This is a genomic window from Staphylococcus lutrae (assembly GCF_002101335.1).
Taxonomy (GTDB): Bacteria; Bacillota; Bacilli; order Staphylococcales; family Staphylococcaceae; genus Staphylococcus; species Staphylococcus lutrae.
The window spans coordinates 1,948,265-1,970,143 of the sequence record NZ_CP020773.1 but is presented as its reverse complement, the minus strand read 5'-3'; the positions used below and the strand labels follow the sequence as shown (position 1 = coordinate 1,970,143).

The following is a 21,879-nucleotide window of genomic DNA, read 5'->3' as shown; positions in this document are numbered from 1 at the left end:
TAATGTTTATAAGGCTCTTTTGTTTAATTTTACCTTTGTATTATTATTTAATATATATGACAATCGCATCAAGTTTGACTGTTAATATTTTCGTTAATACTTTTGCTAAATATTAAAAAAGTTAAAATATGGCGTATCCCGTTATAATAATGCTTGATTAATTAAATATTTTAATCTCTTTTAATTGTATTAATCAATTTATTGTGATAGGATTTTAACACGTCGGCTTAAAAAAAAGATAAACAAGAAACGTAATTTGGAGATGATATTTTATGAATAAGAATAACCCTATTAAAAACAAAACCCTTTCGCGGTTTTCTATCCGAAAGTGTTCTGTGGGTACAGCCTCTTTCTTGATAGGAACTGTGGCATTTTTTGGAATCCACCACGAGGCATTTGCGGCGGAGAATTCAACAGCACCTGTAACCGTAACACAATTAAAAGAAAATCCAAGTCAAAATACAGTTGATTCATCCGCATCAACAGAAGCGACAAATACAAATACACAAGCGCCAACCGATGTACAATCCCCTTCTCAAAGCAATCCAGAACAAAGTAGTCCAGCAACTCAAGCAACAGAAACAACAGAAACAACAAACCCAAGTGATGGAACACAAACAGCTGATTCATCCAATAACAAAACTGAACCAAGCGCAGATGCGAACAAAGTAGATACGAATACTAGTACTGATACAGCAAACGGTCAATCTAAAGAGCAACAAGAAACAACCCCTCTTTCAGAATCTCAACCTACAACGACATCGGAACAAAGCAATACGACTACTTCACCACAGACAAATACACAAGAACTTCCATCTACTGAAAATACAAACACAACACCAACAACTCAAGCGGCTTCAGCTGAACAACCAACTGAATCGACACCACAATCAGGCGAAAATGCGAATATTCAAAATGTTAACACTATTAATACACCTGCGTCTCCTTCACAATTAACAAAGATTGAGGGAACAACACAAGCTCGTGCATTAGATGCAACAACGACACAACCCACCGCTGCTGGAGGAAGCAATGTAAATGATAAAGTCACTGCATCAAATATCAAAACTACTGAATCATACATTGAGCCAAATAACTCCGGAAGCTTTTATTTAAGAACTCAGTTTACTGTAAATGGTGACGTCAAAGAAGGCGATTACTTTACAGTTACAATGCCAGAGACTGTCAATATTTATGGAGATACACGTTACCATTCAGATGATCGAGAATCACTAAAAAGCGCAGATGGTCAAGTTATTGCTATTGGAACTTATGATGTCCCTACTCATAAGATGACATACACATTTACAAATGTAGTCAATAATTTAACGAACGTTACTGGGTCATTTAATTTAACACAATTTATGGACCGTAAAGCAGCACCTAATTCACAAGTTTATCCGTTAAAATATGACGTAGCCGGAGAATCTTTTGAAACGAACCTTGATGTTTACTATGGCAAATATTATAATTACAAAGATTCCAATTTAAAGTCAATGATTACTATGGAAGATACTAAAACGGGGGATTATGAACAATACATTTATGTTAATCCACTAAAAATGACTGCCACTGATTCAGTCGTTAGAGTTCAAGGCTTCCAAAAAGATCCAACAGCGAGTAATGGACAATTAAATCAGCAGAATTCAAAAATTCAAATTTTTAAAGTAAATGATAATCAAAATTTAAATAGTAGCTTTGGAGTTAATGATGGTGATTATCAAGATGTTACAAATCAATTTAACATAACATATTACAATAAAGACAACGTTGCAGACATTAACTTCGGTACACTAAATGGTGCACGCTATATTGTTAAAGTAACAAGTAAAGAAGTCGCTGATTCAAAAGCGGATTTACAATTACGTTCTATTATGTATACTAAAAATGCCTATAACCAGTATGATACTATTACTTGGGATAATGACATTTTAAAAAGTGCTTCAAGCGGAACAGCAGACGGAACAGAAGCCTTGTATAATCTTGGTGACAAAGTGTGGAACGATGTCAACAAAAACGGTATTCAAGATGCTGGAGAAGTCGGTATTCCAAACGTTAAAGTCACATTAAAAGACAGTAATGGCACAGTTATTGCAACAACAGAAACAAATACAAACGGAAAATATGTTTTCAACAAACTGAAAAATGGTGTTTATTACGTTGACTTTGAAACACCTGCAAATTACACACCAACTGTAGCTAATCAAGAAAACGATGCGCTTGATTCTGACGGTCCATTACGTGCACCTGCAATTATCAGTGACGGAAATAATTTAACAGTTGACCAAGGTTTTTATCTGACTGAAACACCAAAATATAATGTCGGTGATAAAGTTTGGGAAGATTCAAATAAAAACGGTATCCAAGATGCAGATGAAAAAGGTATCTCTGGTGTGACTGTCACGTTGAAAGATACTGACGGAAATATCGTTGGCACACAAGTCACTGATGCAAATGGAAATTATTTATTTGAGAAAGTTGCAGAAGGTGAATATCATATTGACTTCACGACACCTGAAGGTTATACACCTACAATAACTGGACAAGGTCCTGTTGAAAATGATTCTAATGGCGTATCTACAAACCTTATCGTGGCTGGTCAAGATGACCTTACAATCGACAGCGGTTTCTATCGCCCGACTTACAATGTCGGTGATAAAGTTTGGGAAGACTCTAACAAAGACGGTATCCAACAGGATAACGAAAAAGGTATCTCTGGCGTAACTGTTACGTTGAAAGATACTGCTGGTAATGTCATCGGTACACAAGTCACTGATGCTAACGGTAACTATTTATTTGACAATGTCAATGATGGTGAATACAAAATTGAATTCACGACACCTCAAGGTTATACGCCTACAGTGACTGGTCAAGGGACTGCTGACAAAGATTCTAACGGCGTTTCTACGACAGTAACCGTAGCTGGACATGACGACGTTACAATCGACAGCGGTTTCTATCGCCCGACTTACAAAGTTGGTGATAAAGTTTGGGAAGACTCTAACAAAGACGGTATCCAACAGGATAACGAAAAAGGTATCTCTGGTGTCACTGTTACGTTGAAAGACAATGCTGGTAATGTCATCGGTACACAAGTCACTGATGCTAACGGTAACTATTTATTTGACAATGTCAATGATGGTGAATACAAAATTGAATTCACGACACCTCAAGGTTATACGCCTACTGTCATTGGTCAAGGTTCTACTGACAAAGACTCTAATGGTGTTTCTACGACAGTAACCGTAGCTGGACATGACGACGTTACAATCGACAGCGGTTTCTATCGTCCGACTTTCAGCGTTGGTGATAAAGTTTGGGAAGATTCTAACAAAGACGGTATCCAAGATGCAGATGAAAAAGGTATCTCTGGAGTGACTGTTACGTTAACACGCCCTGATGGCTCTACTGTTACAACGACTACAGATGCGAATGGTGAGTATCACTTTAACGATTTAGTGAATGGACAATACAAAATTACTTTCCAAACACCTGAGGGCTTCCAACCTACTGCGACACACGCTGGTGGTAATAACGCTACAGATTCTGATGGCACATCTGTTGACGTCACTGTTAACAATGCAGACGACTTAACAATCGACAGTGGTTTTTATCGTCCGACTTACAATGTTGGTGATAAAGTTTGGGAAGACTCTAATAAAGATGGTATCCAAGATGCAGATGAAAAAGGTATCCCTGGCGTGACTGTTACGTTGAAAGACGCTACTGGCAATATCATCGGTACACGTGTTACTGATGAAAACGGTAACTATTTATTTGACAATGTCAATGATGGTGAATACAAAATTGAATTCACGACACCTCAAGGTTATACGCCTACTGTCATTGGTCAAGGTTCTACTGACAAAGACTCTAACGGCGTTTCTACGACAGTGACCGTAGCTGGACATGACGATTTAACAATTGATAGTGGATTCCACAAAGATACACCAGATCAACCAAGTCCGGAACAACCGAGCGAACCAGGTCAACCAAATGACCCGACTCCAGAAAAACCAAGTGAACCAGGTCAACCAAACAATCCAAGTCCGGAACAACCGAGCGAGCCAGGCCAACCGAACGACCCGACTCCAGAAAAACCAAGTGAACCAGGTCAACCGAACAATCCAAGTCCGGAACAACCAAGTCATCCAGCTCCATCAAAACACATGTCTACTTTACCTGAAACGGGTCAAAACCCATCACAACAAGGGACATTGTTAGGTGGTATTTTAGCAGCATTAGGTGCACTCTTATTTGCGCGTAAAAAACGTAAATCGAAAAAGCAATCACATTAATCACAATTCAAGTTGGATTGATTTAAACAACTAGATCTAACGATAAAGATTCATCATGTACATGCTTTGATCAAGTGATGCGTGTTTTATTGACAACGTCACTTGTCATCCTATTGCGTGTATGATGTCATGCGTCTTTGCCTCAGCTTCTTAAAGTTTTAATGAGAAGCTGGGGCTTTTTCAGGTTCTAAATTTGACTATATGACTAAAGTCTCGTCATTTTGCACAGCATTATGCCTCTGTTTAACGTGTTTTACGCGCTATGAAGCTTGATTTTCAATGTTTTACCCCTTTATTTTTAATGATGTACGACAAATGCCGTGAGAAGATTCACTGTAATGCATACATAAAATGTCTCAAATAACACTTCAGGCCGAAAAAACTCAACCTTAGACAATGTCTTTTATAATAGAAGAAATTAAGTTACAGCGTTGTCGTGATATACAAAAAATAAAAGCTAATTCTATTAAAATCCTAACAATAGAAATTAGCTTTTTATATTTGCTTATCTGTAGCTTTTAAACTGCATGTTTTGTGCTAAAGGAACAGACGTATCTTCAAATGTACGTAACTCACGTACTAACAATTCAGGCATCGTTATAGGAAGTGTTTGATGAACGATAGCCCGCGTGAGTAGATGTCGATAATGACGATAGATATAATCTGTCGTAACGACACGATAACTAAAATCATGACGCAGCTCAAACTTCGTCACACGTTGATGACTCGGTTGGGATACATCTATCACATAATCAAAGCCACTCCAAAACAAAAAGTGTGTAGGATCCGTGTCTCTCAGTTCCCACTTGCCTTCCTCTTGTGTAAGGTGCGCAACACTTGTCTCAATTAACCGTAATATATCCGCTCCTTTTAGCGTTAAATGAATCGGTTTATCAGGATGTGGATAGCTATAATAAATATCTTCATTCTTCAATTGCCCTTTTAATCCCGTTGCATGAGGTAATGGTAAATGAACACATGTGATTGGAATATCTGTTTCACGATATAAACTTTGATGTAGCAATTGAATATACGGATGCATTTGTGGCGTAGAAATCAAATCGTGAAAAGTGTCAAAATGCATATCAATTGCTCGCGAAGTCACATATTCATTTTTCCAATTCCAGATTGCTTTACGATCATAATAGGTCAAATTCAGTAAGTCTTGAGCTTCTGGATAATCTGTTAAAGTAACAATTTTAGGTTCCATTTTTAGCAGTTCAAAAGAATTACGTCGCTTTCTAAAATGTGCCTTCACATGAACCACTGTCTCAGCATTTTGTCCGGCTTGTACGAATAATGTCGTCCCATCATTTTCAATCATCATTTCATGTTGATGTCCAGTGATCATTAAATCAATCATTCCAGCTTTTCTCATAATCTCTTCTGCTTGATTTTTACTTACTGCATCATGTGAATGACTCAGTTTTGATAATCCGCCATGATAAAGTACAATGAGGAAATCTGGCTCAATCGTCTCGTAAATATATTGTATCCATCGCTGTGCAGCAAATGTCGCGCTTTCTACCATCACTTCTGATTCCATTTCAATATTTTCATTTCTCATTAATCCTTCAGAAGAAAGTCCAATCACAACGAGCTTAAGCCCTTCAATATATTTAACAGTGTAGGGCGTTGAAAAATAAGGTTCGTGTGTCACTGCATAAACGACATTGGCTGACAACCATGGAAAACGTGATAAAGCTGCTGAACGATTAAAAAAGTCCAAACCATATTTAAATTCATTTTCACTCATGCCACTCGCATCATAGTTCATGGCATTCATCAATTTAATCATCGGATGTCGCTTATAAGGTGCTATAATGGCGTAATAAAACGCTGTAATACTTCCGGCTAGGTTACCACCATTATCCACTAAAACGACGTGCTGGTGCTTCTGACGCACTTCATTAATATATGTCCCTGCACGATAAATATTTGATCGTTCGCTTTCATTCAGTATCTGACTATGCATGTCAGATGTGGCTATAATGTGTATCCTGATTTCGTCATGTACGCTCATCATCTCTCACCTCGCATCCCTTTGTACTTATTTTATCATATCTCACTTGGGACAACTATTGACCTTCCGCTTATTTTCATATAACATCATAAACGTGTGATACATCATTAAAAATTATCAATATTAAAATTGTTTTCAAAATGCTGTTCAACAATAAAAACAATTTTAAATATACTTTTATTTATTTAACCTCACACCATACAACTGGAGACCTATTTTCTTGTATTTTTATCCTTTTTTTCAATAAATGAATTGACTTTCAGAATATATTAAATTAAATTATCTTTATCCGGGTTAAATGACATCGTTTAATCATCACGTCAAATGAGGCAAAGGGTGAAAATATTATGAAATTAAATCAATTACCTATTAAAACGGTCGCATTAACATTACTTTATTTTGCTATTATGCTGACATTGTATTTTATTTATGGTAATGGCGATACACAAAACACATTCATCTATAATGATTTTTAATGTTAAAGGAGCCAAAACATGAAAGATGTTTTAAAAATGATTACACAGCACAGTCAAACGCAACCGGACTACGTAGCCGTACAACATCAGGATGAAACATTAACTTATCTAGAGTTAGAAAACTACTCATCACGTCTTGCTGCACAGTTACTAGAGAGCAAAAATCCTGTTATTGTATACGGTCATATGTCTCCTTTTATGGTAGTTGGTATGATTGCTGCCTTAAAAGCTGGATGCGGTTATGTCCCAATTGATCAGTCCATACCAACAAACCGTATTCAACACATTTTCGACAAAGTTTCACCACAATTTGTGATCAACACAACTGACACACCGCTCAATTTTGAAGGGGTACATGAATATGTTATTCAAGATATACGCGCGTTTGAAGCCGTACAATCCCTACCACTTATGAAAAGTGACGCGATTGCTTATACGATTTTCACATCAGGATCAACGGGGTTACCTAAAGGTGTGAAGATTTATTATGAGAGCCTTGTAGAATTTGCGAACTGGGTTGATTTGCTGAATCAATACCATACAAAAGATATATGGTTAAACCAAGCCCCATTCTCATTCGACTTGTCCGTTATGGCGATTTATCCATGTCTCCTTTCGGGTGGGACATTATTATTAGTCAATAAAGAAATGATTGCTGCACCTAAAAAATTATATGAATTATTCCAGAGTGAAAAGATTAACGTTTGGGTTTCCACACCTTCTTTTATGGAAATTTGTTTAATGTTGCCTAATATGAATGAAAAAGATATGGCATACTTACGTACATTTTTATTCTGTGGAGAAGTGTTAGGTCACCATACAGCACAGTCACTGTTAAATAAATTCCCACAATCTTATTTATACAACACGTATGGGCCAACAGAAGCAACTGTTGCCATTACAAGCGTACGCGTCACACAATCAGTCCTAGATCGTCATCAAGCGGTTCCTGTGGGTCTTCCTAGAAGTGGCACAACGTTAGATTTAACTGAAGAAGGCGAACTGATTATTAAAGGAAGTTCTGTCAGTGCGGGTTATTTGAAAGATCCTGAGAAAACTGAAAAAGCTTTCTTTTCAGATGGGGGTCAACGTGCATACTACTCTGGAGATAAAGCCACTTTTGAAGATGGTTTGTGGTTTGTGAAGGGACGTATCGATAATCAAATTAAATACAATGGTTATCGTATGGAACTTGAAGAAATCGAAGCCAAAATGAATGCTTTATCTTACGTCAGCACATCCATGGTTGTACCTATTTATAAAAAAGATAAAATCGTATATTTAAAAGGTGTCATTAAGCTGAACGCTGAGAATGTCGATATTGCTGATATTTCTAAAGATGTCAAGCAACACTTAAAAAGCGAATTGCCAGATTATATGATTCCTAAAAAGATTGAAGTTGCGGAAGATATGCCATTAACAAATAACGGAAAGCTTGACCGTAAACGCATTAACGAGGTATATCAATCATGATCCCATATAGTAGCTTTCACTTTTTTGCGATTGCACTGATTGTACTTTTACCTGTTATGATACTTGGACTATTAGGCAAACGATCAAAAATTTACAACTTCATCAGCACGTTCATTATGATTGTCATTATCTTTGCTGATGACAAACACAATTTTTTTGGTATGAGTTATTTAAGTTATCACTTAATGAGTTTGTTTTTGTATATCGTATGGCAAACAATCATTATTAAAGGTTTCGAACATTTTAGAGCTAAAGGGCGTTCTACAGCACTGTATGTCACTACGATGATTTTATCGATAGCACCGCTCTTTATGGTCAAACTCTTGCAAAGTTCATGGTTAGGTTCAGGCCAACTCCATTTACACAGTTCGAAACTCGTCGAACTCTTTGGTTTTCTTGGGATCTCTTATATTATGTTTAAGAGTGTCCAATTAATTATGGAAATCCATGATGGCACATTAAAGCAAACGGTAGATGTGAAGAAACTCGTGCAGTTCATCACTTTCTTCCCGACCATTTCTTCTGGTCCGATTGATCGCTATCGCCGTTTCGTCAAAGACTACGATAAACCGATTGTATTGGATAAATATGGGCCATTGTTAGGTAAAGCTGTTCACTATATTATGATAGGTTTTCTGTACAAATATATTATTGCGCATTTTGTACAACAATACTTTGTTACACCCTATCAGAATGATCTCCATGCATTCACGGATTATCTCATTTATATGTATGGCTATAGCTTCTACCTGTTCTTTGACTTTGCCGGTTATAGTTTATTCGCGATCGCATTGAGTTACGTTTACGGTATTGAGTCACCGATTAACTTTAATCAACCATTTCGTGCGAAAAACATCAAAGACTTTTGGAATAGATGGCATATGAGTTTATCTTTTTGGTTCCGTGATTGTATCTATATGCGCTTTATTTTCTTCATGACAAAGAAGAAATATATCAAATCGACATTCCACGTCTCTAACTTAGCATTCTTATTGAACTTCGGTATCATGGGATTGTGGCATGGTTTTGAATGGTTTTATGTTGCTTATGGCTTATATCACGCACTACTTTTCTTTTTGTACAACCATTATGAAAAATGGCGTAAAAAACGCTTTGGTAAATTAGATCATCCCGTACTCAATGTCTTGAGTATCTTGATTACTTTCCACTGTGTTGCTTTTGGCTTTTTAATCTTTTCAGGACATTTAATTTAAGGAGAGAGATTTATGGAATTTAACGAAAAAGTTTTAGATATTATTGCAGAAGTTGCAGATGACGATATTGTTAAAACAAATCCAGATATTCACATTTTTGACGAAGGCATTATGGATTCAATGCAATCTGTACAATTGTTGGTTGCTTTCCAAGAAGAACTTGGTATTGAGGTGCCGATTATGGACTTTAACAGAGAAGATTGGGGTACACCAAATCAAATGATTAATGAATTGGCAAAATTACAATGAAATTAAAGCAGCCTTACATTATTGCGTTTTTAGCAAGTATCCTATTGTTTGCCATTTTCATTTTATTACCTGCAAAATGGTTTGTACCACCACATCTCGCAAATCAATTGCCAAAATATCAAGTTTCAAATGATAGTGATATGTTAAAAGGACAGTATCTACAAGAAGCGATGGTGAAGGACCCTGATTATTATCCAGTTTATGGATCCAGTGAACTCACTAAATCAGACCCATTCCAGCCTGCGATTTTGTTAAAAGGACATTCAAAACGCTTGTTTTATATCGGGACTGGGGGCTCTACAGATTTAATTCAACTCATGACATTAGGTGCACAATTTGACCATTTAAAAAATAAAAAAATGACGATTATTGTGTCACCACAATGGTTCACACATCACGGATTAACTGAAGTGAATTATCAAGGTCGCTCTTCTCAGTTACAGATTAACAGTATTTTTAATAATCCTAATATTTCTCAAGACATCAAAAAACGACTTGCTCATCGTTTATTGCATTTCAAAGAGAACCAAAATAATGACTATTTGAAATCCTATGCAAAGACTGATCATCCAGACGGGCATTTTTTGAATCCACTTTATACCAATCATCTTGAGAAAATGGAAGCGTTGCAGTCGTATTTGCCGCTTCATCACCTCAGTGACTTACCAAAGTTATATGACAACAGTAAGAAGCAAGATTTAAATTGGAAAGCATTGGATAAAAAAGCATACCAATATGGTGCGTCTCAAAGCCGATCTAATCCTTATGAAATCAAAGATGAATATTGGCATAAATTAAAGCATAAAAAGTCTATCGGCAGACAACATGAATTCCGATTAAAATCTGTTGAGTATGATGACTTATCACTTTTAATCGATACAATGAATGAAGCCGGCGCAGATGTACAGTACATTTTAATTCCAGTGAATGGAAAATGGTACGATCACATTGATATCCCAAGAGACAGACGTATGGCTGTGAATCAAAAAATTGTGAAGACCATTGAAGATCATCACGGTCAAGTCGTAGATTTATCTAAAAATGACTATACCCCGTATTATATGAGTGATGCTGTACATATTGGCTGGCGTGGCTGGGTTGATGTCAGTCAGCACATTCAAGAACATATGGCACAATAAAACGCCTGTGCATATCACAAAAAAGACATTCCATTTACATTTCTTGTACCTTGGAATGTCTTTTTGATTTGTGTTATTAAACAAATTATGAAATGGCAACATCGTCTGAACGATAAAAATTACTTTGCTTCACTACAAACATTATCGAAAGTATGGCCACGATTTCTCTGTCACACACATGAACAGCTAACCAATCTGAATGCGTTCTTTTGGGAAATGGTACTTTGCAGGTTCACGATGACCGCTGATCATAATAATAAACGAAATCAAACCGACACGCCCAATAAACATCAAAATCATTAATACCACTTTGGATACACTCCCCAATTCTGAAGTAATCCCCGTTGATAAGCCACAAGTTCCGAATGCTGACATGATCTCAAAATAAACTTTGATAAAGTCAATATGATGGCCTTCGTTTAACAGAATGACAAATGTCCCTATAAAGGTCATCACAATAGCAATGCAAAATACCGCAAAGGAACGTTGTATATCTTGATTGTGAATTTCACGATTAAACACGCGAATGGATGACTTTTCAGCATTAGGTTTGTAATTAATGACGAATAAAATAATAATCGCAAACGTCGTTGTACGAATGCCACCGCCTACAGAACTAGGAGATGAACCAATGAACATCAACGCGCCCATCAGTAAATTCGTTGCATCTGAGAACTGTGACACATCAAATGTTTGTAAGCCGGCACTTCGCGTCGACACCGATTGGAACATAGCGTAAAATAAAGTTTTGTGCCATGATTCATTGGCAAACACACCATTCGCCTCAATCAATAAAATCCCTACAACACCGCCGATTAAAATCATTAAATAAGTCACCGTTGTCACTTTGGTGAAAAGCGAAAATCTGAAGTTCGGAATTCTGTTTTTAATATAGGCTTTGATTTCAAGTAATACTGGAAAACCGATAGAGCCTAAAACAATTAAAACCATGACAATCGACTGGACAAAGTAATCATTGGCATAAGGAATCAAAGAGTCACCTGTAATGTCTAATCCACCGTTTGTCGTCGCTGAAATCGAAACAAATACCCCTTGTAAAATGGCTTCTTTCAAATCATGAATATCCCGATAAAAATAAAAAGCAAGTAATGTTGCACCGACGAATTCAATGGCTAAAATCGCTCTCACAATGTCTAAAATGAGTTTGACTGTTCCACTCATTGAATCTCTATTATTATCTAACATAATGAGTTGGCGCTCACGTATTCCAATATGTTTCCCTAATACAACCCATAACAACGTACCAATTGCCATCACACCAATGCCACCAATATTGAGAATAACCAATAACATCATGTACCCAAAAGCAGAGTACGTCTCTGATATATTCACCGGTGTCAATCCAGTCACACTCACACCTGATACAGCGACAAACAATGTATCGATCGGGGCCACTTTGACACCTGGCTTGTGTACACCCGGTAAATTCAACAATAAAAACGCACCGATGATTGCGACAAAGTAGTACAAGACAATCCCTTGCTGTGGGCTCGATTTCTTCAATAACAATTTGACTATGGACACAGTCATTCACCCCAAAGCTATTTCAATTTAAATGAGATGTTCTTCATCTCACCTTCACGTATAACCTGTAACTCAATTGGCGCCTTCTCATCAAGATGTTCGGTCAATTTTTCTTTATAAGCCAATGTGTTTTTAATAGGTTGATGATCTAATTCTACTATGACATCCCCTTTTTTCAAACCCGATCCTTGTGCAGGACTATTTGACTCAATCTCTCGAACAATGACACCTTCTTTTTGAGATTCAGCAATTTTCAATGATTTTCGTAAAGCAGGGCTGATATCCTCAATATTATCCAATTTGATATATGTTTGAGGTTGTTGAATATCCCCTTCTTTTTCAATCTTTTCCGCTACTTTTAACGCCCAATTGATAGGTATTGCAAACCCCATATTTTGTACACTCGGCATGTTTATTTTAAGTGAAGCAATGCCAATTAATTGTCCTTTTTGATCAATGACCGCACCTCCTGAATCACCTGGGTTAATCGGTGCATCGACTTGGAAAGTGTTCAGTAACGTATCATATGTATTGTCTTGATTTAAGTCCACTGGTACATCACGCTTTAAACCAGAAACAATGCCCTCTCCCACTGTGTTTTGAAAGTCCAAACTAACGGGATTCCCTATCACAAGCACAGGTTCACCTAAAACAATCGCATTCGAATTTCCAAGTTTGAATGGCTTGAGGACGTCCCCTTTAGGTACTTTCATCTTCATGACAGCAATATCTGCCAATGGATATCGACCAATTACCTCTGCCGTCTCTGTTTGTTGATCCCCAAAAGTGAGCATATGCGTTTTACGGTCACCGACAACATGCGCGTTCGTTAATATATAAAGGGTGTCATCTACTTTTTTGTAGACGACACCTGAGCCACTTTCTTTTTCTATTTGTGTTTGACTGCCTGTCCCTTTATCTGTACTTGGTGTGTTTTGTCTATTATTTTCAATTGATACGACAGACTTTATTGCGTTATTCGCATTTTCCATCGTTTGAGTCACTATTTTACCTGAACCATTTTCTTTCTGTTCTGTTTGAAGCGCTTGTTTCGTATTATGATTTTCGCTTTGGTTTACATTTTTAAAGATAGAGAACAACAAGACGAGTATCAATATTGCTGCAATCACAATTAAAATTTTCGCCCATTCTCGTGTCAAGAATGCGGTCACTTTTTCTGTCCAATCTCTCTTTGTCGTATATGCGTGTTGTGCTGGATCTTCTTGCTGAGAATCTGATGACGACGTGTTTTCAGCGGTACGACTTTCTTTCTTCGTTTCACCTTCATCTACTGTGTGTTTGTGATGTGACGCGCCCTGTGTTTGTTCTGCACGACTCCCATTGATACTGACGGATGAAGTCTCTTCAAGAGGTCGCACACGTTGAGAGAAGCCCTCTGATTCGGTTTGCGCTGCTTTTGACTGCTTTTCATGGTCATCATGTGTAATTTTTTCAATGCGCGCTTTTCGCAAGTTATCTTTCACTCGTTCTTCATTATTTTTAACTTGTGCTTTTTCCTTTTCAGCTTTGAGCGCGTTTTCTTTTGCTTCAGCTTTTAATCTCGCCTCACGCTCTTCATTATGAAAATATTCGCGACGTTGACGCTTATATTGATGTCTAGGAATCACATGTTTTTGATCTCGATCCATTGCACGTCCTCCTCATATATTTCTTTTTCTATTATGCCATATTGTCACTTAAATTTCTGTAATATTCTCTTATATAGCACGAAATTTTTAAAGTACACACAGATCATTTTTAGAATATATATTGCTTGTTTTCGTTATATGGATCTTATGTAGATATGCCTATTTCAATAGATGAATCTCAATATTAAAAACGGTTACGTCCTTGCCCCCTTATTGCTCATTTGAAGCACATTTTATAAAATCAACACCACTCATATCATTCAGGCGGTGTTGATTTTCATTTTTATGATGAATGTTTTTTATTTTTGACTGCCGATGTAAGCCAACCGACAACGACAAGCCCGATCATCACTGACCAGAAGATGATTTGCCATAATACAGAATGCGGGAAATTTTGTGGAATTAAACCGACATCTTTGTGCGCTAACACAAGAATGACAAGTTTAACCCCTACCCAACCCACAATTGCAAATGCGGCCCCTTCAAGTCCAGGGTATTTGTTAAGTAATTCAACGAAAAATGACGCTGCAAAACGCATTAAAATGACCCCTATCAATCCTCCGATAAGCATCACTACGAATTGTCCTGCATCCATCCCTCCAAAATGCACACCAATCGCTGGTAAAGTGACTGCAATCGCTAATGCTGCTAACATGGAATCAATCGCAAATGCAATGTCTGCAAATTCAACTTTAGCCACCGTAGCCCAAAATTCTTTGGCGCTGACCTTTTTTTCGACACCTGATTCATCAAAATGATGATCATCATTGTCCGGTGTCGTCTGTTCTTCATCTTGATGTTTAAAAAATGTGTACAGGTTCTTAGCAGACATATAAAGGAGGTATAGCGCACCTAATGCTTGAATCCACCAAAAATTCGCCAAAATACTAATTAAAAATAAGGCAATAAAACGAAAAACAAATGCACCTAACAAACCATAAAACAATGCTTTTTTACGTTGCTCTGGCGGTAAATGTTTCACCATCACTGCCATAACAATGGCATTATCAGCAGCTAATAATCCTTCTAAAAATACAAGGACTAACACAACCCAACTATATGATAACAATAAACTCGGATCCATCGTTCATCCACTCCTTTACGTTTTTAAAATGTACACGGGACAAATACCTCATTTTTAGGTTGTTGTCTCCGCCGAATAAAATGACAACCGCTACATGACTCACTTATTATAATCTCAAGAGACGACTGAAAAGACATTCACTCATCACCACTTATTGCTACCTAAAAAATGAGCCGGCTGACTTAAAACATAATTAAAGAGACCCATGCTAAATCAATAGCAAAGGTCTCACTTAGCAAAATACTTTGCCCGCTTCACCGGAAGACTATTATTCTTCGTAATGACGACAAAGCGTTATTAACGTCTCATACGTTAATCAAGTTACTCCCCTCTGACAACAGTCAGTCACAGATATTTAATAATGATGTCAATATTATACCCAATTTTCGAGAAAAATAACAGTCCCTTAGTATAAATATTTATTTTTTATTAAAATACATAAGATATTTTCAATACTTACCTATTATTGTTACGCTTTCATTATCAAGCAAAACCTCTGATGCAATATCCATCACATCAGAGGCAATAAAAACAAGAACGTATTAAAGTAAACTATACAACTTAATCTCAGGAAACTTCTCTTCAAACCAACGTGTCGCAAAATCATTTTCAAATAAAAACACTTTGTTGTCATAACGGTCATTAACTAAAATGGAACGACTTGTGCTCATTTTATCTTGCACATCTTCCTCGTTCTCAATCCAACGCGCAATCTTTTTACCGACCGGTTCCATGACCACATCAACGTTGTATTCATTTTTCATACGATGCTCAAACACTTCGAATTGTAATTGTCCGACTGCACCTAAAATAATTTGATTGGTATGCGGCGATTTATAATACTGAATGGCCCCTTCTTGTACTAATTGTTCAATCCCTTTGTGAAAATGCTTTTGTTTCATGACATTTTTAGCAGACACTTTCATAAAAATCTCAGGGGTGAACTGAGGAAGTGCTTTAAAATTGAAATTTTGGTTTCCTCCGACTAATGTGTCTCCAATTTGGTAATTCCCTGTATCATATAAACCAATAATGTCCCCGGCAACTGCATGGTTGATGGTTGCTTTGTCATCTGCCATAAAGCTCGTTGATCGTGTAATCTTTTGCTTTTTACCTGTTCGCTGCAGCTTCACATCCATACCACGTTCGAATGCGCCACTCACAACACGCATAAAAGCAATACGGTCACGATGTTTCGGATCCATGTTTGCCTGAATTTTAAAAATGAAACCAGAGAAGTCTGTATCGAAAGGACTGACCTCTACATCTTCATCTGTTTGGCGCGCATGAGGCATTGGGGCATGATCCACATAGGCATTTAAAAAGTTTTGCACGCCAAAGTTCGCTAACGCCGAGCCAAAAAATACCGGTGTTAAATCTCCGCGCATTAAGGCATCCTGATCAAACGTTTCACCTGCCTCCTCCACGAGCATAAACTCTTCTATCGCCTGTGAAAAAACGCTGTCACTTGCGATTGGGTGTGCTTCTTCTAATTCATAGTCCTCATTTATGTGCAAAATATTTTCTTCATCTCTGAAAGGTTCTATCGTACGGTCTTCTCGATCAATAATCCCGAAGAAACTTTGTCCCATTCCGATAGGCCAATTCATTGGATACGTTTCAATACCTAAAGTCGACTCAATTTCATCTAATAATTCAAACGGCTCTTTACCTACACGGTCTAGTTTGTTGATAAATGTAAAGATAGGAATCCCTCTCATTTTACATACTTTAAAAAGTTTAAGCGTCTGGGGCTCGATTCCTTTGGCACAGTCGATCACCATGACCGCACTGTCCACAGCCATTAACGTCCGATACGTATCCTCTGAAAAGTCTTCATGCCCAGGTGTGTCCAATATATTGATTTTAAAATCATCGTAGTCAAACTGCATCACTGAACTCGTCACAGAAATACCACGTTCTTGTTCAACTTTCATCCAGTCACTTGTTGCAAACTTACCTGTTTTCTTTCCTTTTACTGTCCCGGCTTCACGAATTGCACCACTAAAATATAATAATTTTTCAGTTAATGTGGTTTTCCCAGCATCTGGATGCGAGATAATCGCAAACGTTTTACGGGACTGTACTTCTTCTCTAATACCCATTTCATAACTCCTTTAGTTTTTTAAACTTCTTGTATCCATCTTGTGATACGTAAGGCGAGTATTTGTGCCTCTTCTTCATCAATCACATTAAATAAATGAATCCATAAATGTTCGGTCAATGCATCTCCGTACAAGGTGTCTGCAATTTGAATCGACCAATACAATTCTGGAATTGATACGACAATATAATTCTCTTTATGATTATGGTATAGCCATACTTTTGCTGAAAAATGTTCACTATAGCTCTCTCTAATCTTCATTCGGACCGCCACCAAACTTTTGATATGCTGCTTCTAAACCGATTAAATCATCACGATGTGGAACTTTGACATGACCTGGCATGATTTGATACGGCTCTCGCCCTTTTGAAGCGAGGACGACCGTATCCCCCGGTTCTGCAACTTCAATCGCATGGCGTATCCCTTCAGCACGATCTGAAAATTCCACAAAATTTTGATGTGTCGCACCTTTAGCCAGTTCTGCTGTCAACATCTTAGGATCATCATTCGCTGGATTATCCGGTGTGAAAATGACATAATCCGCACGAGAAGCCACGCGTCCCATCTCAGGGGTTTTCGTTAAATCACGCTCTCCTGCCATACCGACAAGGAAAATGAGTTTTTGTTTTACAAAAGGTTGTACCGCATCGATTAACTTAGACATCCCATCCGCTGTGTGCGCATAATCGATAATCAAATCAATCGGTAACGATGGATCGAGGACTTCTAAACGTCCCTCAATGGGTGCTAAATTCGCCACACATTTTGTAACTTTTTCAAGTGAGATCCCTTTGACCCATACCGCTAACATCGCCGCCATCAAATTTGAAATATTAAAGCGACCGACATAAGGCGAACGTACAGGATATGTCCCAAACGGTGTCACAAAATCAAACGTCACACCTTGCAATGATTCTTGAATATGAGTCGCCATAAATTGCGCCTCTTGCTCGATTCCGTATGTGATACATTCATAAGGCGTCACTGTTTTTAAATGCGTTGAAAAAGGATCATCTGCATTGACAATCACATATTTTTGACGACTTAAATCTTGGCCAAGTTGACTGAACAAAAGTGACTTCGCATATCCATAGGCTTCCATAGTGCCATGAAAGTCCAGATGGTCTTGTGTTAAATTTGTAAAAATCGCCACATCAAACTCTACGCCATTGAGTCGTCCCAAACTTAATCCATGAGAAGACACTTCTAACGTCATGACTTCAGCCCCTGCTGTAACCGCTTCATGCATTTTTTTAGTCAGCAGTACCGTTTCAGGTGTCGTATTGGCACCTTTCGTCAATGTTTCATTGATTTGAAAACCATTCGTACCAAGATATGCACTGCCTTTGCCTAACTGACGATATATATAATGAATCATTGTTGCAATAGATGTCTTACCATTAGTCCCAGTAACACCTATTGTTGTGAGTTGTTGACTTGGAAATCCAAAAAGTTGGTGTACTAAATAACTTGCGACACGCAACGTATCTGGAACAACGACTTGTGTCACATCTCCTTCTAAATCAAGGAGACGGTTAACCACCACGATACGACACCCTTGTTCAACGACATTTTGTGCAAAGCGATGACTGTCTACCGTATACCCTTTTGATGCGACAAAAATACTACCTTCTTTTGCCTGACGCGAATCTGTCGTTACATCATTCACTTCAATATCTAAATGTCCCTTCACTTGCTTGATTAAAATATGATCGAATAAGTGTTCCGCATTCACAGACATCTCTCCTTTTTGTATACTCACTTATTATACACTTTTTTGCTTCAAATTATATGCTATATCGCGTATTTTACGACGATATACGCCTAGTTGTCACATATTATATGATTCATTTTATATAAAAACGGGTATGTTTTTAGCAACGTTTTTGATTCATACACCTCTAGTCCGAAATATATAACTCACTATTGTATCAAACATTAGAGTAAGTTAAGATAAAATAATGAAATGACGGGAGTCGTGCGTGTCATATTCGTTTTTTTCGCTGAAATTAAGCGAATGTTTTACTTTCTTATTATATTAACATTGTTACTATTGCGTTAGAAATTCTTATAATTTTTCACAATATGCGCAAATTACGGTACACTAGCATTGAACAAGAATATGTCTAAATATTTCGGAGGCTGGCTTTCATGATAACTGAAAAGAAAAAATTATTGATTATCACGGGTTCGTTTGGAAATGGTCACATTCAAGTGACAAACAGTATCGTTGAACAATTAAATCAAATGAACCTCGAAAACCTTACAGTTGTTCAACATGATCTGTTTTTAGAAGCACATCCTATCATGACAACAATTTGTAAAAAATGGTACATCAATAGTTTTAAATATTTCCGTCGTATGTATAAAGCATTCTATTATAGTCGCCCGGATCAATTAGATAAATGCTTCTATAAATATTACGGTTTAAATAAGCTACTCAACTTATTACTTAAAGAAAAACCAGATTTAATTTTAGTGACTTTTCCAACCCCTGTGATGTCTGTACTCACAGAGCAATTTAATATCAATATTCCAATTGCCACGGTGATGACCGATTATCGCATGCATAAAAACTGGATCACTCCGAATTCGACACGTTATTATTTAGCAACGAATGATTTGAAAAAAGAATTCGAATCCATTGGTATTCCTAGTGAAAAATTAAAAGTGACTGGCATTCCAATTTCTGATCAATTCGAACAACCTGTTGAACGTGAAGCGTGGTTACGTCAACACCAACTTGATCCGAATGCAAGAACGATACTCATGTCAGCAGGGGCTTTCGGTGTCTCGAAAGGATTCGACCACATGATCCAACGCATACTCAATGAAAATCAGCAAGTACAAGTGGTCATGATTTGTGGGCATAATAAAGAGTTGAAACGACAACTTTCAGCGACTTTTAAGCATCATGATAATGTGCGCATTCTCGGTTATTCTGCACATATGAACCAGTGGATGGCCGCCAGTCATTTAATGATTACCAAGCCTGGTGGCATTACAATTTCTGAGGCATTAGTCAGAAAAATACCGATGATTTTCTTAAATCCTGCACCTGGTCAAGAATTAGAAAATGCACTTTATTTTGAAGAAAAAGGGTTTGGAAAAATTGCACAAACACCTTCAGAAGCGATTGATATTATCACTTATTTGACACACCACCCCTCTGACATAGCACGAATGATTGAACATATGAATGATGCATATGAATCCCATGCCACGCAACGTTTGTGTCAAGACTTATTAGATTTACTATACAACAGCGCGCATGTTGAAACTGTTTATGGAAAGGTGCCTTTATATGCAAAACTACTCGTCAAATAAGATGACCACACGGAGTTTCTATCTGCTATTAGTCATTTTGTTTTTGATGGAATTTGCAAGAGGTATGTATGTTTTAAGCTACTTACCCTTATTACCAACTGCATCGCATATTGCCGTTAGTATTACATCCATTGCAATTTCCATTCATTTTATTTCGGACTCAGTAACCAATTTTGTTATCGGTTTCATATTAAAGCGACTTGGCCCTAAAATTGTCCTTACTTTAGGTTTTCTTGTCGCATTAATTAGTTTGTTTTTAATCATTTGGTTCCCTACCTCACCACTCATACTTATCTTGAGTGCTGTGATGCTGGGAATTGCTGTATGTCCAATTTGGGTAATCATGCTAGCGAGTGTCGATGAATCGACTCGGGGCAAACAAATGGGGTATGTTTATTTTTCGTGGCTATCAGGGATGTTAGCCGGTATGATTACGATGAATTTAATATTTAAAGCGCACCCAACACGGTTTAACTTTTTAATGTCCCTCTGTGTCGCGGTTGCTTTCATACTTTATTATTTTGTAAAGGTAAAACTGACTGATTACCATACAAAAAGCGTAAAACAACAACTCCAACAAATCGTCAGTGTGTCCCGTCGTCATTTTGTCCTATTTCCTGGTATTTTATTTCAAGGGATTGCTATCAGTGCCCTTGTTCCAGTGCTCCCTCAGTATGCCGTCGATATTGTAGGGGTGACCACATTAGAATACACAGTCGCCATTATCACTGGCGGGATAGGTTGTACAATTTCCATGCTTTTTCTATCCAAATTGATTGATGCTTACTCCACTCGTTTTACGAAAAGCATTATATTGACTGGCTTTGTGATTTATAGCCTTGCCATTTTTTCACTCACATTCATCCAGTATATTGTCATCGTGTGGATTATTGCGTTTTTCATTGGGATGTTGTATGGCTTATTATTACCAGCTTGGAATACCTTTATGGCACAGTTCATTCATCCAAATGAACAAGAGGAAACTTGGGGCGTTATTAATAGTATTCAAGGCTTCGGTGCAATGTTAGGTCCATTATTTGGTGGTCCGATTTCACAATTCACTGGGAGCCCAATCTTTACTTTCTATTTTGCAGCGTTACTCATCTTTTTCCTTGCTTGTTTTTATGGCGTATATTTTGTTAGACAGCGCCATGTACACTAATGCGCTTCAAATATGATAGAGGCACCTATAACATCTGAAAATCATAAAAACAAACACAATGATTAAAAATCAACATAAAATGAATGAGAGTGGGATGACGAAACCAACATAGATTTCGTCATCCCACTCTCATTTT

At 37.4% G+C, this 21,879-nt stretch carries 15 protein-coding genes and 1 riboswitch; of the genes, 8 read left to right on the top strand and 7 right to left on the bottom strand.

Annotated features, from left to right (window positions below):
• Nucleotides 1–272: 272 nt before the first annotated feature.
• On the top strand, nt 273–4,298 hold the full coding sequence (locus B5P37_RS09145; RefSeq protein WP_085237927.1) for an SdrD B-like domain-containing protein: 4,026 nt from the start codon (nt 273–275) through the stop codon (nt 4,296–4,298).
• Between the two features lie 505 nt (nt 4,299–4,803).
• Here B5P37_RS09145 and B5P37_RS09140 read toward each other — a convergent pair.
• On the bottom strand, nt 4,804–6,321 hold the full coding sequence (locus B5P37_RS09140) for a bifunctional metallophosphatase/5'-nucleotidase (protein WP_085237926.1): 1,518 nt from the start codon (nt 6,319–6,321) through the stop codon (nt 4,804–4,806).
• Nucleotides 6,322–6,668: 347 nt separating this feature from the next.
• Here B5P37_RS09140 and B5P37_RS09135 point away from each other — a divergent pair, with 347 nt between their 5' ends.
• Genes B5P37_RS09135 through dltD form a run of 5 tightly spaced genes read left to right on the top strand, consistent with a single transcriptional unit; the run spans nt 6,669 to nt 10,872 of the window.
• Nucleotides 6,669–6,797, top strand: a complete 129-nt coding sequence (locus B5P37_RS09135; protein ID WP_019167254.1) for a teichoic acid D-Ala incorporation-associated protein DltX — start codon at nt 6,669–6,671, stop codon at nt 6,795–6,797.
• Between the two features lie 18 nt (nt 6,798–6,815).
• Complete coding sequence (gene dltA, locus B5P37_RS09130) at nt 6,816–8,270, top strand: D-alanine--poly(phosphoribitol) ligase subunit DltA (RefSeq protein WP_085237925.1); 1,455 nt, start codon at nt 6,816–6,818, stop codon at nt 8,268–8,270.
• Nucleotides 8,267–9,484: a D-alanyl-lipoteichoic acid biosynthesis protein DltB gene (dltB, locus tag B5P37_RS09125; protein WP_085237924.1), complete on the top strand. Its 1,218-nt coding sequence runs from the start codon at nt 8,267–8,269 to the stop codon at nt 9,482–9,484. Before dltA ends, dltB begins: the two co-directional genes overlap by 4 nt.
• Before the next feature lie 12 nt (nt 9,485–9,496).
• Nucleotides 9,497–9,733 (top strand): D-alanine--poly(phosphoribitol) ligase subunit DltC, encoded by a 237-nt coding sequence (gene dltC, locus B5P37_RS09120; RefSeq protein ID WP_085237923.1) that lies wholly within the window; start codon nt 9,497–9,499, stop codon nt 9,731–9,733.
• Entirely contained in the window at nt 9,730–10,872 is a 1,143-nt protein-coding gene (dltD, locus tag B5P37_RS09115) for a D-alanyl-lipoteichoic acid biosynthesis protein DltD (protein ID WP_085237922.1), read from the top strand. The genes dltC and dltD overlap by 4 nt, the downstream gene beginning before the upstream one ends.
• A gap of 186 nt (nt 10,873–11,058) precedes the next feature.
• Here the strand turns inward: dltD and B5P37_RS09110 are convergent, their stop codons facing one another.
• The 6 genes from B5P37_RS09110 to B5P37_RS09085 all read right to left on the bottom strand — a co-directional run bounded on the left by B5P37_RS09110 (nt 11,059) and on the right by B5P37_RS09085 (nt 18,989).
• The gene (locus B5P37_RS09110; RefSeq protein ID WP_085237921.1) at nt 11,059–12,417 is read right to left on the bottom strand and encodes a TrkH family potassium uptake protein; all 1,359 of its coding nucleotides are present in this window, start codon (nt 12,415–12,417) and stop codon (nt 11,059–11,061) included.
• Between the two features lie 17 nt (nt 12,418–12,434).
• Nucleotides 12,435–14,066: a S1C family serine protease gene (locus B5P37_RS09105; protein WP_085237920.1), complete on the bottom strand. Its 1,632-nt coding sequence runs from the start codon at nt 14,064–14,066 to the stop codon at nt 12,435–12,437.
• A gap of 283 nt (nt 14,067–14,349) precedes the next feature.
• Nucleotides 14,350–15,150, bottom strand: a complete 801-nt coding sequence (locus B5P37_RS09100; protein WP_085237919.1) for a TerC family protein — start codon at nt 15,148–15,150, stop codon at nt 14,350–14,352.
• 218 nt (nt 15,151–15,368) lie between these two features.
• A riboswitch (yybP-ykoY riboswitch) is annotated at nt 15,369–15,492 on the bottom strand.
• 200 nt (nt 15,493–15,692) lie between these two features.
• Nucleotides 15,693–17,255, bottom strand: a complete 1,563-nt coding sequence (locus B5P37_RS09095; protein ID WP_085237918.1) for a peptide chain release factor 3 — start codon at nt 17,253–17,255, stop codon at nt 15,693–15,695.
• A gap of 20 nt (nt 17,256–17,275) precedes the next feature.
• On the bottom strand, nt 17,276–17,515 hold the full coding sequence (locus B5P37_RS09090) for a YueH family protein (RefSeq protein WP_085237917.1): 240 nt from the start codon (nt 17,513–17,515) through the stop codon (nt 17,276–17,278).
• Complete coding sequence (locus B5P37_RS09085; protein ID WP_085237916.1) at nt 17,505–18,989, bottom strand: UDP-N-acetylmuramoyl-L-alanyl-D-glutamate--L-lysine ligase; 1,485 nt, start codon at nt 18,987–18,989, stop codon at nt 17,505–17,507. The genes B5P37_RS09090 and B5P37_RS09085 overlap by 11 nt, the downstream gene beginning before the upstream one ends.
• Nucleotides 18,990–19,405: 416 nt before the next feature.
• Between B5P37_RS09085 and B5P37_RS09080 the strand changes: the two genes are divergently transcribed.
• Both B5P37_RS09080 and ltaA read left to right on the top strand, forming a co-directional pair.
• Entirely contained in the window at nt 19,406–20,581 is a 1,176-nt protein-coding gene (locus tag B5P37_RS09080) for a diglucosyl diacylglycerol synthase (RefSeq protein ID WP_085237915.1), read from the top strand.
• Nucleotides 20,559–21,743 carry a lipoteichoic acid biosynthesis MFS flippase LtaA gene (ltaA, locus tag B5P37_RS09075; RefSeq protein WP_103322022.1) on the top strand — a complete coding sequence of 395 codons (1,185 nt, stop codon included), beginning with the start codon at nt 20,559–20,561 and terminating at the stop codon, nt 21,741–21,743. The genes B5P37_RS09080 and ltaA overlap by 23 nt, the downstream gene beginning before the upstream one ends.
• Nucleotides 21,744–21,879 lie beyond the last annotated feature (136 nt).

Coding starts and splice junctions, on each gene's coding strand:
- B5P37_RS09140 (WP_085237926.1), bottom strand. CDS start 6,321: ATGAGCGTACATGACGAAATCAGGATACACATTATAGCCACATCTGAC.
- dltD (WP_085237922.1), top strand. CDS start 9,730: ATGAAATTAAAGCAGCCTTACATTATTGCGTTTTTAGCAAGTATCCTA.
- B5P37_RS09080 (WP_085237915.1), top strand. CDS start 19,406: ATGATAACTGAAAAGAAAAAATTATTGATTATCACGGGTTCGTTTGGA.
- dltB (WP_085237924.1), top strand. CDS start 8,267: ATGATCCCATATAGTAGCTTTCACTTTTTTGCGATTGCACTGATTGTA.
- B5P37_RS09100 (WP_085237919.1), bottom strand. CDS start 15,150: ATGGATCCGAGTTTATTGTTATCATATAGTTGGGTTGTGTTAGTCCTT.
- B5P37_RS09090 (WP_085237917.1), bottom strand. CDS start 17,515: ATGAAGATTAGAGAGAGCTATAGTGAACATTTTTCAGCAAAAGTATGG.
- B5P37_RS09145 (WP_085237927.1), top strand. CDS start 273: ATGAATAAGAATAACCCTATTAAAAACAAAACCCTTTCGCGGTTTTCT.
- B5P37_RS09095 (WP_085237918.1), bottom strand. CDS start 17,255: ATGGGTATTAGAGAAGAAGTACAGTCCCGTAAAACGTTTGCGATTATC.
- ltaA (WP_103322022.1), top strand. CDS start 20,559: ATGCAAAACTACTCGTCAAATAAGATGACCACACGGAGTTTCTATCTG.
- B5P37_RS09105 (WP_085237920.1), bottom strand. CDS start 14,066: ATGGATCGAGATCAAAAACATGTGATTCCTAGACATCAATATAAGCGT.
- B5P37_RS09135 (WP_019167254.1), top strand. CDS start 6,669: ATGAAATTAAATCAATTACCTATTAAAACGGTCGCATTAACATTACTT.
- dltC (WP_085237923.1), top strand. CDS start 9,497: ATGGAATTTAACGAAAAAGTTTTAGATATTATTGCAGAAGTTGCAGAT.
- dltA (WP_085237925.1), top strand. CDS start 6,816: ATGAAAGATGTTTTAAAAATGATTACACAGCACAGTCAAACGCAACCG.